We start from the raw sequence: 15,086 nt of genomic DNA on the forward strand, positions 1-15,086 counted from the left end.
TTTTATTGAAAAGATGCTTACACAAAATATTTTACGTCATCATGGTTTTTACTCTTAGGATAACTAAGCCCTTGTTTAGTTTTATCCTTACCCTTATTAGCTTTACTAATCCCGCAATTATGCACCCATATCCCAAGGTTAGACACGTAGTAAGTATGGAAGTCTGCTACTTCAAAATTGTAGACCGTTGTTTTTCTCTGTTCAACCTCATGGACGCATTAGGGTCTCTTAGCGTTGCGATGTCGTCACCAATTGCATAAGCTACCTTCGGGGATCGCCAATCAACTGTTCATTAGCGTCATACTGGTAGCTCGTTACGCCATTACTTTAGAAGAAAAACAGGACTATAGTCTCGTTTCCCTCACTTAAACAACTTCCTTATCCCTTTTCCAGCTGCTCGACCTACAACACGGCGTCCTGCTCTCTTTGCCATTTTCTTAGAGCTTCCGGATTTCACAGCTTGGATGTCTCCTAAAATTTTGGCCATTTTATATAAAAAAGATCTGAACTTATGAATACGCAAAGCTACTCCCTCCTTTTTATTTCTCTCACTACCTTTCGTTGCCCTCATATAGTTGTAGCCATCGATGTAACTGGGCTTTGAATTTTTCTCTAGCATCTTGAGGTTCTAAAATCTCTGCTTCAGGTCCATATTGGGATATCCATTGTAGGAATTCTTGTTCATGATTAATCGTCACCTCAAATAAGAGACCACCGTCAGGTAAGTCTTTCAATCGTGGGCGTACAAATAACTCCTCTTCCTTAATGTAGCGCGCGATTTTTGGGCTGAATTTCACCTTAAAGCGTATGTTACGCTCACCTTTAATAATAGACCATGTATGCTTCAGGTATGTGTTAATATTGAAGTCGTTTTTTTCAAACCTATCTTTTGTGATCGTCACATCTAAGAAGCGACTCATACGGAATGTACGGATGTTTTTCTTTTCATGGCAGTAACCGATAAGATAGAATCGACGTTCTCGCGGAATGAGGTGATAGGGGTCTATCTTTCGCTCTGTGGTTTGATTCCTGCTCTGAGTATGATATACGGCCTTAATGGTATGCTGAGATAGAATCGCCTGAATCACAGGAGATAAAAAGTTGGTCCTTTCTTCCTTCCAGGCTGCCGTCCCTGTTTGGATGACATTGATAATACTATCGACCATATCCTCTTTTTGCTGCTTGCCTTTATGATAACTCGCCATGACTTTTTCATAGGCTGAGTAAAAGTCTTTTGGTAGCAGTTCCCCAGACGACTCTAGCAGGCTGGGTAGCATTGTGAATGCGGTGTGTTCTGCTTCAGTCCAATCGATAGGGTACATCGAGAAGCGATTTAAGAATCGATATCCCTTGCCATGCCCCTCACTCACGGTGATTGGAACATTGGCTGAACTGAGCGTATTCATATCTCTATAAATGGTGCGGTCGGTGGTTTCACAGCGTTCTGCTAACTCCCTTGCTGTTATACCGGGTCTGGTTTGTATGAGGGTAATAATACGAATCAGACGTACAAGTTTTTCAGACAAAGGTATCGCCCCCTTTATTGCTCTCATTTTTTATTGTCAGGTTGATCATTTCACTGTTCATTCATTTGTAAAGCAGCTTGTAAATTAAAAGCAACGTTGACAAACTTCTGTGTTCTTAAGTCAATTCCTGTCAAAATGACGATAATAGACGTATTGTAAGGCTATTTACAACTTTAGTTTTAAATCCCTTAACCACTAGGTATGTGAGGTCAAGCAACTTATCTTTTGACCTTTATCACAATGCACCCTCACACATGCGCCTTCATCCCACCTTTCTAATCCAAAAAAACACCTTTCATGGTTGTTCTGACATCGTTGCACTATATTCAAGTATCTAGAGGATAACAACGGGGCGTGAATGCAGGTTGTCAGCAAATACATGTTCTATGGGACAGGACAAACAAAAAAAGCCGCTTGTCAGATCCATTGGATCAGTGCGACTTGGTAAGGTTTATGCTTCATGGATTATTGTTGTATGGTTTAACGTTATATGGCTAAGTGGTTAAGTTATGTCGTTATCTAGGTTAAGTAGCGTGTGTGGTTATGTAGCTTATGAGGCTAGGTCATTATGTCGTTTTTGTCATGAGGGTACCTAGCTTAACCTAAGTTAGCGCAAAACACGCTTTGGTATGCTTGATTGTGTTTCTTTTTACATTATCCTCGCTCACGTTTTTTAATCTGGATAGGGTCTTTATCATAGCGTGTAAGAACACAGGGGTGGTGCGCTGTCCTGTAAATGGGCCTTCGAACGGCCAGGGGCCATCCGTCTCAATCAGTAACTGCGCCATCGGCACCTTTCTGGCAAGGTGCTGGTCACGTGTCCGATAACATACTTCAGGCGTAACAGACACGTAGTAACCCGCTTCGATAATACCCTGTACCACTTTTTCTGGGGCTTTTAGCCAGTGGAAGTGCGCTTTCTTAATATCCATGTCTGTAAGTGATGCGTACACGAGCGCTGCCTTATCATGTACGGCATGAAGAGCAACGGGTAAGTTCTGTTCCTTGGCGACGGCCAAGCAGTCGGTTAAGAATGTCCGATACACTGTTAATGTATGAGGTAACGTATCTAAAGTATAGTGAGGGAGTCCTATTTCACCAATAGCGACGATCCGCTCCCGTTCTTTGGTCACTAGCGTCTGCCATTCGAGAAAGTCCGCTGTGGGAGGGAGCGGATGTTCAGGATGAAAACCGGCTGCAGCATGGACAAAACCAGGGAATCTGCTCTGTAGCTCCAATGTTTGGTATAAAGAGGCGAGATCATTTGAAACTGCAACCACACCTGTGATCCCCTGTGACTGCCATTCCTCGATGTCCGTAGGTAGTTGCTCATAATGATACTGGTCTAAATGAATATGGGCATCAATCATAAGGTACAATGCCTCCTTTTAAAAACACATAGGCTAATCAAGCAAGTGGTATACGTACCATCCTTACTTCATGTCGCTTAATCTATTAACAATTGATACACCTTCCTCGGTCGCCCCCGGTGACCCGGTTGTTCTTCCCCTGTGACCTTAACCAAACCAACCTTCTCCATCTCCCTTAGGATTCTTCGGGCGTTACGCTCCGTTCCTTTGAGCCACTGTGATAGTTCATGGGCTGTGATCGTATCCTGACCGTAACGACGGGCGAAGGTTTCAATTTTGGACACCACGCTGGGACCGATATGGGCGTCCTTAACCTTCTTTTCCCACCTGCTCCCCAGACCGCGCTGTTGATAGGAGACGAGATCCTCCTGTAAATACTCGGTTACTTCCTTATCTTCATTGACGCTAACCACCACTGGCGTGTCGTACTGACGACCATATTGGAGTGCCGTCCGAACGTTTTGTTCAGCCTGTAAAGCGGTTAAACCGTAACCGATGCCCATACGCACGTGGAGCTTACTCTGGACATGGGCTTCTTCTAAAAAGTGATACGGTGGATAGTCCTCTAAGTGGTCATCAAGTTCGCCCCGTGTTGTGTATATAAAATGTAAACCGTCACCCACCTGGATAAAGGAACCCTGCACGATCTCGGCATAGTCTAATAGGAGTTGTTTGAGGTCAAGCTCTTGATGTTTCATTTTATATGAATAAAAGCGTTCTTCCATTTCACTTGGCGAAGAGAAAAGGACTTCGACCCCTATTATGGCGATTTGAGCCTTTTTGTACCATGTAGTCTGTCCGCGCTCCTTGAGCATGTCGAGTACCTGCTGTATGACGAGTCTAGACGGCACCACACGATAACAAGGGATACCTGAGCGCTGTAGCGCTTGGTACACCTCTTGAATACATGTCAAAGCCACGTCTATCTTACCTGCTTTATATTTTTCGGTGTGAAAACGGATGATGTCTTCTGCAGGCAAGTAGCCTGTATACGGATACGTGTAGAACGTGAGGGGCTGAATTTGCATGTCTGTTTGCACAGCGTGAATTTCCGCTTCCTGAATAGTATCTAAGCTGACACGGTGCAGACATTCGCCCTTATCATAGACGGCTTGAAGCAGTGTTCCTAGTAAACTTGAACCGTATAGATGAGGATAATACGCCTCCTCCTCTCGTATTAAAGCCTTCTCCCGTGCAAAATAATAAGGCGCCTGACCTGAGAAAAACCATTGGTCTACATGGTCACGGTGTGCTTGAATAATCTGTTCAGTCTCTTCAGTTCGTTGATAAGGGAGTGGCAGGACTTGTATATGGTCGATGTCTTGGGCAAACGCTGAGATTCGTCGTACAGAATCCTCAGGCCCAACGATTCCTAGACGGATGTTCACGTGCGATCACTCGTTTCCTGACGAAGATAAGCGGCGATAATCTGAGCACCCATATTAAGATCCTCGAGGGAAGCATGTTCCTCTGGATGGTGACTCAAACCGTCTTCACACGGAATGAATAGCATACTCGATGGCCATTTGTGAGCCATGTTCATAGCGTCATGCCCAGCCCCACTTTCAAGGACGTAAGGCTTATACCCTAACGCTTCTCCTTGAGCTTTTAGACGATCGGCGACGTCAGTCGACAGACGCACGGAGGGATTATGGACCAGGGTATCAATCTTCATACGAACATGATGCGCTGGTTCGAGTTGCTCACATTTCTGAGTTATTAGCGCGACCATCTGCTCTTTCAACTGGTCGTCTACACTACGGATGTCCACACCGAGTTCGACCCAGCCGGGTACGGCCGTCATAGCGTTTGGCTGTAAGTCTAGCGTGCTCGCTGTCGCCACCAAGGGTGTGGCATGCTCTTCCGAGAGCGCGCGTGCTTGCTCTGAGATAAATGAAATTAAGGGGGCGACAGCTACTAAGGCATCCTGTCTTCTATCCATCGGGGTTGTGCCTGTATGCGCCGTCTTACCTTCTACCTGGATCTTCAAACGAATGGGACAAGCGATGGCTGTCACCACACCGAAATCTGCACCAGCCTCCTCAATTCGCGTGCCTTGTTCGATATGCAATTCAATAAAACGAGACAGGTCCTCAGATGAACGCTCAGCCTCTTGGATATGTTCCCAAGACAAGCCGCTAGTTTCTACAGCCTCTCTTATGGAGGTCCCCTCTTGGTCCGTGACATGCTGAATCTCTTCTACAGGTAAGTTTCCAGCCATCGCTTTACTGCCTATAGTGGAGATGCCAAACCTTGATGACTCTTCAGAGGCGAAACAGATGACTTCTATGGGCTTGGAAGGGGCATAACCGTCATCTTGTAGTTGTTTGATGGCCCCCAGGGCGCATAATACACCGGCGACCCCGTCATAGCCTCCCCCGTTTTTTACCGTATCGACGTGTGAACCGGTAGCCACAGCCGGTTTCATGCGCGCGTCTCCCTCTGTAGGTTCCCAGCGGGCGATAAGGTTCCCAGCTTGATCCCTGCGGACTTGTAGGCCTAGTGCCTGAGCCATCCGTTTAAAAACGGCCATTGATTGTGCTTCCTCTGGGGTATACCCCAAGCGGTTAAACCCATTCGGTTGCGTCATCGTGTCAACCAGATTCAAGGCTTTTAAATGCTCGTCTAACCACTGCAATAAGACTTCATTATCTGCTGTATGTTTGTGATGGGGTGTGCTCATGGGTTATTCCTCCGATGTACTAAGTTGATAAGCGACCGTTCTTCCCAACGCTTCAACAGCGACAGCAAGAACATCTTCATCATAATCGAACTGCGGATGATGGTGTCCGGCAGGTAATGGCGTCCCGAAGACCATGTAAGTCGCTTGTCCTCCTTGGTCCTGGACACGGTTCATCATGTACGTCACATCCTCTGAACCCCCTGCGTGGATATGAGGGGCTACGTGTTGGATATGCTCACTTGAAGCACAAGCTTGCTCTACAACAGAGATCCATGCTTGATCACTTTCTGTCCCGATCCCTTCACCGACAATATCAATCTCCACATCGACGTCATACAAACGAGCCGTCGCTTGAATGATGCGCTGTGCCTCTTGGACCATGTATTGATTGAGCGCTGTCGTTTCCCCTCGTGTTTCTAGCTGAATCTTACCGAAGTCAGCGATGATATTGCGCCCACTCCCCGCTTCAAGGGTCCCAACATTAATACGTGTGGCTCCTTCTGAGTGTCGCGTAATGCCTTGCAAGTGAAGGGCCGTAGCGGCTGCCGCTAAGAGTGCGTTCTTTCCCTGCTCAGGTGCAAAGCCAGCGTGAGCCGACGTACCATGGAACAGGACATTCATTTTCGTTGTCGCGAGGAAGCCTGATGTGGTGGCCACGACATGACCGACAGGGAGCGACTGTATCCCAATATGGCCAGAGAGGAAATAATCCACATCATCTAACCAACCTTTCTCAACCATCGCTTTCGCCCCCCGACTGCCTTCCTCCGCGGGTTGGAAAAGCAAGGTGAATCGACCATCTAACTCATCCTTCATCCGCTTTATCCAGTGAGCCAATCCTAAGCCGATCGTGGCATGACCGTCGTGACCACAAGCGTGCATCTCTCCCTCGTGACGGGATCGAAAGCCATGTTGCTGTGGTAGATGGCTGTCTTCCTGAGATTCTAAAATCGGTAGCGCGTCGATATCGAAGCGAAAAGCAAAATGGGGTCCAGGTCGACCCGTATCCCACTGAGCCACAAGTCCAGTGTGACCCCCTTGCATTTTCTCTACCCACGCTTCAGGCACCCCTTCTTCTACGGCACGCTGTTCGCAGGTATGAAGTTCCTCTTCTGTAGGTACCCCCATTCTCTCTTCACTCACGAGGACATCCTTACCCACAGTGATGTCAAAGCCCAGAGGCTTTAAAATTTGCGCTATGTGATACGTTGTACGGTATTCGGTCCAGCCGAGCTCTGGATGCTGGTGGAAGTCCCTTCTCCATTCTGTCAGCTGTGGTCGTAAACGTGCTAAGAAGTCTGCCCAAAACCGTTTATCCATCGTTATTTCGCCAGCTCCCATTTTTCTATCTCTCCTTCTTTGTCTTCCTTTTCTTCTTTCTCTTCTTTATCTTCTTTTTCTAAAGCGTATAAGGTATCGACAGCCGTCTGGGCCATCAGTGACATGCCAACGGGTAACGCCTCTTCATCTAGTCTAAACTGGGCGTCATGCAAAGGTTTTTGTTGCTCAACCCCGGGCAGGGCGGTCCCCAACCAGAAGAAAGCCCCCGGATACTTCATTAGAAAACGACTAAAGTCTTCTCCGCCTAAGCTAGGCTGAACAGCCGGTGTAGAGGCAGGGCCGAGCATGTTCTGTGCTGTTTGTTGCACTTGGTTGGCCCATCGTGGTGTGTTTATCGTGGCTGCATATCCCTGCCAATAATCAATATGGGCCACGGCTCCCATAGCAGCCGCCCCCTGTGTGACAACAGCGTGAAATCGCTCTTTCATCAATTGCCTTGTTTCCGGCTGGAATGTACGTATTGTACCTTCAAAGGTGACTTTATCGGCGATGACATTATATCGGCTGCCACCTTCAATCCTCCCTACGGTAAGAACGGCCGCATCAAGTGGATCAATATTACGGCTCACAATCGTTTGAAGATTACTAATGACCGTGTGCGCCACCATAATGGCGTCAGTCGTTTGATGAGGCATACTCGCATGCCCGCCAGCGCCTTCAATGACGACTTTAAAACGATCTGATGCCCCCATCATGGCACCCGCTCGGACACCGATTTGACCCACGGGAAGGTCTGGCCACACGTGCTGACCAAAAATGACGTCAGGCTCATACTGTTCAAAGACACCGTCTGCCATCATAGGCTCAGATCCCCCGACAGGTGCATTTTCTTCTGCCGGTTGAAAGACGAGTAGAACACGTCCAGGAAGCTCATCTTTTACTTCATTTAATACAGCGCCAACCCCCACTAGCATGGCGGTATGAGCATCGTGCCCACAAGCATGCATACGACCTTTAACCTTGGACACGTAGGGATGATCGTTCTCTTCTTGTATCGGTAAAGCATCGATATCCGCTCGAAGGGCGACCGTTTTCCCTGGTCTGCCACCTTCAATCACCCCTAGTACGCCTGTTTTGGCGTAACCGGTCGTATAAGGAATACCGAGGGATTGTAATTTTTCTTGAATCTTGCGTGAAGTCTGCCATTCTTCTCCACTCAATTCCGGATACTGATGGAGAGTACGTCTTAATGAGATCATATCCGCAGTATACTTTTCTGTCAGTTGTTTGATCGAAGGTTTCATGTTCTCTTTTCTCCTCTTTTCCGTCCTTGATGTTTTGAAGGGATATACAACCATGAGCAAGACATTCCTTCTTACAGAACACCTTGCTCACAGTTTAATGATGCATGTGGCCTTTTACATGTACATCGTCACGCCTGGTCCGATCGGTAATCCTAGCAGCGTCCAAGCGATAAACATCACGACCCAAACGCCTAAGAGGCATAACGTGTACGGTAACATGAGGGAAAACAACGTGCCAAACCCTGCCTCTTCATCGTACTCCTTCATAAAGGCTAATACAATTAATATATACGGGTTTAACGGTGTAATAATGTTCGTTGTGGAATCACCTAAACGATAGGCGAGTTGGACGAACGCTGGATGATAATCGAGTATCATGAACATCGGAATAAAAATAGGAGCCATCAACGCCCACTGTGCTGAACCACTGAAAATAAATAGATTCAAGATGGCGGTTAGAAACGTAAAACCGACGATGACGTATACCCCTTCCATATTCATATTATCTAAGAAAGCGGCACCGTTCACGGCGATCCAAATGCCCAGATTACTCCAATTAAAGTAAGCGATAAACTGTGCGGCAGCAAAAATCAAAACGATATAACCGGACATATCTTTCATTGCCTCTCCCATGAATTGAGGGATGTCTTTTGTCCCTTTGATTTTTCCTGTCGTCAGACCGTATGCAACCGCAACGGTAATGAAGAAAAATAGAATAATAGGAATAATGCCAGATAGAAACGGCGAAGGCACGAGTCCCCCATCTTCATTACGAAGTGGTGCCCCACTCGGAATGACCACAAGTGCCACAAGTCCTAGGTAAACGAGACCTGCGATAAGCGCGTTGCGTAAACCACGGTTTTCTGTCGCTGTAATTTCCTCTACCTTTCTCTCTGCTTTTCCTTGGTAGGTTCCTAGTTTCGGTTCTATGATTTTTTCTGTGACGAGAGCACCGACAATCATGAGCATAGGCACGGAGAAAATCATGAAGTACCAGTTATCTACCGGTGTGATTTCCATAGTTTCATTAATCGTCTGGGCCACTTCTGTGGAGATACCAGATAACAAGGCATCTGTACCAGCGATAAAGATATTGGCTGTAAAGCCTGCCCCTGCTCCGGCAAATCCAGCTGCCATACCTGCTAGCGGATGCCTACCTAAAGCATGGAACACCATCGCCGCTAATGGAGGCACGATTACAAGTGCCGCATCAGATGCTAGGTTCCCGATGACTCCCGCAAATAATACGGCATAAGTCACTAATTTCGGCGGCGCGTTAAGGATACTCTTACGCATAAAGGTTTGGATTAAGTCTACCTTTTGGGCTAGCCCAATCCCTAACATCATAGCCAATACTAGTCCTAACGGTTTAAATCCTGTAAAGTTATCCAGCATAGAAGAGATCATATAGTTAAGCCCTTCACCAGATATCAGTCCCTTAATGGGCATATCTTCGCCTGTACCCGGATGTACAACGCTTACACCAAAGGCACTCGCAATCGTCGACATGACGATAACGGCTACCGCTAAGTATACAAACAGGATAAATGGATGCGGTAGTTTGTTCCCGATCTTCTCTACAACATCGAGGAAACGCATGAAGGCTCCTCTTTTCATCGGATCAAGTTCTTGATCATTTAGGATTGGTCCACCCATCTACTTTCACCTTCCCTTTGTGTTTTTAAGGAATATGTCCTTATTTATTCCGAATTATATCATGTTAATGGCTAAAATGTGTATAAATATTTAAAAAAATGTGTGAGATATTCTGACTTCGAGGCATTATTCTTTATATTTATGCGCTAAATGCGTGTTATACGTTTTTAAGGTGAAATATGCCAAAGTTAAAGTAAGTGCATGTTAAGCAAATTAATGATAAATCTTGCTTGCCTCATCATTTTTGCATCCTAAGTGAGACCTCTTCGTCAAAGCTTCTGCAACCGTTGTCAAAAAAGATTTGTAGTGCTACTATGTTAGAAGATATATGTGAGTATGATGCGAGATGGTGAAAATGACATGTTTGTTTTTTTGAGAGATTTTGTTTAGGGAGATATGTTCCACACTGTAGTGAGGAGTGAAAATTGTGGGAAACAGCGCTTATATCAGATTGGTAGACGCTTCGACTGCTCAAAAGGTAACCTTACAAGAAGTGAAAGATAAGATGCAACGTTATGTTGACATGACAACTAAAACGGGGCAACAACTCAGCTGGGGATATGCGGATGCAGCCTTCCCCTATACGATTGAGGAAAAGCCTGAGGGGAAGGATCAATGGTTTTACCTCAAAGGAAAGGACGACAGATTATATAAGTATGTCGTCATAGGTGTGGGATCAGAATCACTACCCGAAGAAGAGGACAAAGAACAGCACTACATACAAGTCGTACTCCCAGAAGGCGCTACCCATGGCGACAAAGGGAAAGCGAATGAATTTTGTAAGTATTTAGCCAAAGCGTTTAAAGCGAAATTAGACCTTTTCAATGGGCGTACGATGTATTATTACCCTCGTAAACCCTAATAGTTGAACCTAACCTATTTTGTTCTAAGCCTAACCGCTTAGACCTCTAGATCAAACCTCTCGCACCCTCCTAGGGTGCTTTTTTTCGTTTTCCCTCACCATAGATATGATTGACAAATATTTTCACTTCTCATTCCTCTTTTTTTTGCATATAATAAGAACATACATTCCTAGAACTTGCGTTCGTTACTTACAAGTTCATCTCTATATCAAGTGGAACAGTACCTTTAAGTCATACAGTGCATTTACATTTAGATCATACAGTGCATTTAGGTCATTCAGTACACCAAGTCATTCAGTTAAAGGGAACAAACGGAGGAGGCTCACCATGTCAACCAACAAGAAAAAAGAACGCGTTATTTTCCTCACAGATATGCAATCCTTTTACGTCAGTGTAGAAAAATCGTGTCGCCCTGAACTGAGGGACCGTCCCGTCGTTGTCGCCGGGGACCCTGAAAGACGTAGTGGTATTATTCTCGCTGCTTGTCCTCTAGCCAAAAAATGGGGAGTCACAACAGCCGAGGCGTTATGGCAAGCAGAACAAAAATGTCCCAACCTTGTCGTGATACGGCCACGGATGCAGACGTATATTGACGTTTCCTTGAAGATCACCACGATTCTCGAGACGTTCACAGATCTTGTAGAAGCATACAGTATCGATGAACAGTTTTTGGACGTGACACATTCCCTTCACCTCTTTGGCACACCGGACCATACGGCCCAACTGCTACAGCAAAGAATTCTAGATGAAACAGGGGTCTACGCAAGAGTGGGAATCGGTCCAAACAAAGTATTAGCGAAGATGGCTTGCGACCAGTTTGCTAAGAAAAATCAAGACGGGATCTTCACCCTAAACGAAAACAATATGAAACAAACGATGTGGTCACTCCCTGTAGGAAAATTATTTGGTATCGGAAGTCGTATGCGGCATCACCTCGAGCGCATGGGAATCCGTACCATCGGACAACTGGCCCAGTATCCTGTTGAGCCGCTGAAAAAAAGATGGGGCATTAATGGGGAAGTGCTGTGGCTGACGGCGAACGGTATAGACACGTCCCCTGTCACCGTCAATACGCACGACGAACAAAAAGCGGTTGGACACCAAATGACACTCCCACGAGACTATGACCATTGGAAGGACATTAAAACAGTCCTGTTGGAATTGTGTGAGGAAGTGGGCCGACGCGCTCGTCTTAAACATTATGTGGGGAGTACCATTACGGTAGGGTGCCGGGGTGCCGACTTCGATTTCCCTACGGGCTTTCACCGTCAAACCAAATTGACCTCTCCTACTAACTACGGCATGGATTTGTTTCGGGTGGCCACAAAGCTTTTCAAGACACATTGGGATGGGAAACCGGTGCGTAAAGTGGGGGTGACCCTAACAGGATTAGAGTCGAGTGAGTGTTACCAGCTCAACTTGTTTGATCCTTTTTTAAAAAAAGAACAGCTGAGTCAAGCGATGGATGCGATCAAGGAAAAGTACGGAGACACCTCCATCCTGCGTGCCGCATCCCTCACATCCTCTGGGCAAGCCATCAGCCGCTCGCAAAAAATCGGAGGCCATTATAAATGACCTCCGACTATCATAAGTTCCGCTTTTTGAAAGGGATTAATCTTGAAACGTATGATTCAGGACTCTACGGACTTGGTCTGGATCGTTAATATGCTTCCAGAATAACTCACCGTAGATGAGTAAGTCTGCGTGTAGGTGTAAGCCACCATCCTCGTCCCCGTTAATGGCGTAGCTCGTTCCTGTGTTACCAACGTAACCGAGTACATCACCACGTGCCACTGACTGCCCCACTTCTAAATGAGCCTCAACCTGTGAAAGGTGGGCATAGCGTATCATCACACCTTGGTCATACTGCACCCAGACTGACATGCCACGTAATTTATCTAGAATATACGCGGGTGTATCGTCAAGTTCATGAGACCAGGATAGTAGCCCTTCACGCTCTTCGCGGGTCATTTCTACATAATCATGGTCGACACGTACCACGGTCCCATCTGCCACGGATTGAACGGGGGTCTGCTGGTCAATCACCCGACCGGAAGTCCCACTGTACCAATCGATCCCTTCATGGTAACCATTACGATAGTCTCGCGGTGCACCTGGCAGGTGTGACGCTCTAGTACTAATCGTCGCGTCCGGTATAGGGTTGGATAAGAATGATAAATAAGCGATGAGATCATCCGGTGACATAGCCGATAAGTCAACAGAAGGCCCTTGAACTTGAGAAAAGGCTTCTTCTACAGATTCATCAATATAGAACGTCAGTTGGGTTGCCTCTGCGTCAGGACTCTGCTCTTCCCCTAGCTCAACGTCCACTTCAAGGCCTTTCTCAAGAAATCCGTAAGGCAAATACACGACGTCATGATCCTCATCAAATATGGCCGTTAATTCGTAAGGTAAATATAGTCCGTTTCGCTCTACGACGGATACCCCTTCAATCCAATGAAAAGGAAGACCGAATAATTCAAGATCTAAAGTTTTATTGATTTTGTCCCATTCCATATGCCCCTGCACCGCTTCTGTGAGCTCAGACGCTGAAATCCATTTCTGTCCATTCATCTCCTGGTAGGAAAGGTCATAAGATTGTCGTTGGTCATCATCTTCTTGCGGGTGCCCCTGCTCGTCTTGACCCTGTTCGCCTTGACCTTGCTCACCTTGATCAGGATCGTCCTCCGTTCCCTCTTGTTCTTGCTGTTCCTCCGCTGGGGGCTCATCTGGGGTTGGAAGGACGTTGTTTCCGTTATAAAATGTATCAAAAATCAAATATCCGATTATACAAATTGAAAGTATACCAATCAAAGTAAAAGTTCCACCGTCACGTAGACGCATCTCCCAATCCTCCTTAACAGCTTGGATCGTATCACTATTGTAACAGAAAAAACCCCTTTATCGGAAGAACGGATAAAGGGGCTGTTCGGTAGGAGACGCTCCTATGGTAAAATATGATAAAAATGGTCTGCTAATCTGCTATCATAATGTATTCACCAATCGTTATAAATTCTTTATCATTGTTTGGGTCTTCCATCTGTAGCTTCAACGTATATTGACCCGCGTCAGACAAACGTAAATTAGCCACACTTAAATTCCCAACAAAGCTACCGTCAAACTGTTCTGTGTCAATCGTGAACGCATTGCCGGTATGTACCACTGTCCCGCTCCCATTTTCCACGACAAAACGCGTTCGCAAATCATCCGAAACAGGTACGCCCGACACTTGGGTTGCCACTTGAAAAGTATTGGTCGTCCCCGCACTAAAGGTAGGGTTGACCTCCAGTGAATTTTGATTCGTACGATTAATGATGGTCATATTGACTATCGGTTTGATTAACTGTGCCACTCGTCTTGACTCATCCCATTCTGTGTAAGAATTGAGCATCTGAGCCGCTTGGGTCAAAGGTACGACCGTTCTACCGTTGACGATAAACGGTGGGACCTCTCCTTGATTTAACATCGTCCCATTCACTTCAACGTCCGTTTTATAGAATTGATCTAAGAACAAATCAAGCGATGCATTTACCCGATCACTAAGTAAGAATAGACTTCCGCACAAAGCGAAGCCACACAAGCTCAATAACCATTTTTTACGGTTCATGTTGAAACCTCCAAGCCGTTTTACTAATTTATACGCGCCATTTCCATTTTTGTTTTGCTAAATGAGTAAAATGGCATAAAAAATCAATATAATCTGCAACCTTTTGTTTGATATGATCGTCTATAATAAATTAGATGCGTAGACTCGGAAAAAGTCACGCTAAAATTTTAAAACGAAAAGGTCATACTACAAATTTCATACTCATTACACATACTCATACTCGTTACATATACTCATCACATATAAAAAAAGACCGGTCATCACCTGACCGATCTGAAGCGAATCCATGTTATACTTCTCTCTTCGCTCTACTTTCTATGAAACGGCTACACGAGCCGTGATTATGACTATCCTCAGCCACCACCAGAACCGCAGCCGCCTGATCCACAGCCACTTCCACCACAGCCCATTTGATCCCAGAACGGGTTACCTGTAGGCACCTTGATTTGTTCAGACACTGAAATGGCTAGGATTTGACTGATTTCATTGAGTAGCTTTTCAAGTTCTTTTTCGGCTTTCTTAAAAGCCACGACCTTATCATGTAGGTCCATTTCACGCTTAACTTCACGCATCTCTTTCTTCACGCGATCATGGTCCGGGTGGTACCGACCAAAGCGCTCAACTTCCTCAAACTCTTCTTTCTTTTTGACGAACTTCTTAATCGTCTTCTGAGCGTCTTCATCTTCATTTAACGCTCTGCGACATCTATGATACTCCATTGCAAGATCAGAACGAGATATCTGGTCCGCTAACTCGTCTGCCTCTGCAACGAAGAGGGACATATCTATTGAGGCTA

13 protein-coding genes and 1 pseudogene are annotated in these 15,086 nt (G+C 45.9%); 2 read left to right on the top strand and 12 right to left on the bottom strand.

The features are described 5' to 3' along the window. Nucleotides 1–17: 17 nt before the first annotated feature. From JKM87_RS18265 to JKM87_RS14030, 9 genes and pseudogenes are all read right to left on the bottom strand, one after another. Nucleotides 18–197, bottom strand: a pseudogene (locus tag JKM87_RS18265) (polymorphic toxin-type HINT domain-containing protein); the annotation flags it as partial. 164 nt (nucleotides 198–361) lie between these two features. Next, a complete protein-coding gene (locus JKM87_RS13995) occupies nucleotides 362–523 on the bottom strand; it encodes a hypothetical protein (protein ID WP_202081000.1) in 162 nt (53 codons plus the stop codon). A gap of 28 nt (nucleotides 524–551) precedes the next feature. Further along, nucleotides 552–1,526 carry a helix-turn-helix transcriptional regulator gene (locus JKM87_RS14000; RefSeq protein ID WP_202081001.1) on the bottom strand — a complete coding sequence of 325 codons (975 nt, stop codon included), beginning with the start codon at nucleotides 1,524–1,526 and terminating at the stop codon, nucleotides 552–554. A gap of 602 nt (nucleotides 1,527–2,128) precedes the next feature. After that, nucleotides 2,129–2,896, bottom strand: a complete 768-nt coding sequence (locus tag JKM87_RS14005; RefSeq protein ID WP_202081002.1) for a TatD family hydrolase — start codon at nucleotides 2,894–2,896, stop codon at nucleotides 2,129–2,131. Nucleotides 2,897–2,973: 77 nt separating this feature from the next. After that, complete coding sequence (locus JKM87_RS14010; RefSeq protein ID WP_202081003.1) at nucleotides 2,974–4,284, bottom strand: helix-turn-helix domain-containing protein; 1,311 nt, start codon at nucleotides 4,282–4,284, stop codon at nucleotides 2,974–2,976. Next, on the bottom strand, nucleotides 4,281–5,579 hold the full coding sequence (locus tag JKM87_RS14015) for a M20 family metallo-hydrolase (RefSeq protein WP_202081004.1): 1,299 nt from the start codon (nucleotides 5,577–5,579) through the stop codon (nucleotides 4,281–4,283). The genes JKM87_RS14010 and JKM87_RS14015 overlap by 4 nt, the downstream gene beginning before the upstream one ends. Nucleotides 5,580–5,582: 3 nt before the next feature. Further along, nucleotides 5,583–6,920 (bottom strand): amidohydrolase, encoded by a 1,338-nt coding sequence (locus JKM87_RS14020; RefSeq protein ID WP_236838840.1) that lies wholly within the window; start codon nucleotides 6,918–6,920, stop codon nucleotides 5,583–5,585. Next, complete coding sequence (locus JKM87_RS14025; RefSeq protein WP_202081005.1) at nucleotides 6,902–8,164, bottom strand: M20 metallopeptidase family protein; 1,263 nt, start codon at nucleotides 8,162–8,164, stop codon at nucleotides 6,902–6,904. The genes JKM87_RS14020 and JKM87_RS14025 overlap by 19 nt, the downstream gene beginning before the upstream one ends. A 114-nt stretch (nucleotides 8,165–8,278) precedes the next feature. Next, on the bottom strand, nucleotides 8,279–9,781 hold the full coding sequence (locus JKM87_RS14030; protein WP_202081097.1) for an AbgT family transporter: 1,503 nt from the start codon (nucleotides 9,779–9,781) through the stop codon (nucleotides 8,279–8,281). Between the two features lie 466 nt (nucleotides 9,782–10,247). Here JKM87_RS14030 and JKM87_RS14035 point away from each other — a divergent pair, with 466 nt between their 5' ends. Further along, complete coding sequence (locus JKM87_RS14035) at nucleotides 10,248–10,682, top strand: DUF1885 family protein (protein WP_419761867.1); 435 nt, start codon at nucleotides 10,248–10,250, stop codon at nucleotides 10,680–10,682. Between the two features lie 328 nt (nucleotides 10,683–11,010). Continuing rightward, nucleotides 11,011–12,258, top strand: coding sequence for a DNA polymerase IV (locus JKM87_RS14040; RefSeq protein WP_202081007.1), 1,248 nt, complete (start codon nucleotides 11,011–11,013; stop codon nucleotides 12,256–12,258). A 36-nt stretch (nucleotides 12,259–12,294) separates the two neighbouring features. On the opposite strand, the gene JKM87_RS14045 is transcribed toward JKM87_RS14040, so the two are convergent. The 3 genes from JKM87_RS14045 to JKM87_RS14055 form a co-directional block, all read right to left on the bottom strand. Next, nucleotides 12,295–13,527, bottom strand: a complete 1,233-nt coding sequence (locus JKM87_RS14045) for a M23 family metallopeptidase (protein ID WP_202081008.1) — start codon at nucleotides 13,525–13,527, stop codon at nucleotides 12,295–12,297. Nucleotides 13,528–13,657: 130 nt separating this feature from the next. Then, nucleotides 13,658–14,290: a stalk domain-containing protein gene (locus JKM87_RS14050; protein WP_202081009.1), complete on the bottom strand. Its 633-nt coding sequence runs from the start codon at nucleotides 14,288–14,290 to the stop codon at nucleotides 13,658–13,660. Nucleotides 14,291–14,643: 353 nt separating this feature from the next. Then, a complete protein-coding gene (locus tag JKM87_RS14055; RefSeq protein ID WP_202081098.1) occupies nucleotides 14,644–15,072 on the bottom strand; it encodes a YlbF/YmcA family competence regulator in 429 nt (142 codons plus the stop codon). Between the last annotated feature and the right edge of the window lie 14 nt (nucleotides 15,073–15,086).

It is taken from the genome of Caldalkalibacillus salinus (genome assembly GCF_016745835.1).
GTDB lineage: Bacteria > Bacillota > Bacilli > Caldalkalibacillales > JCM-10596 > Caldalkalibacillus_A > Caldalkalibacillus_A salinus.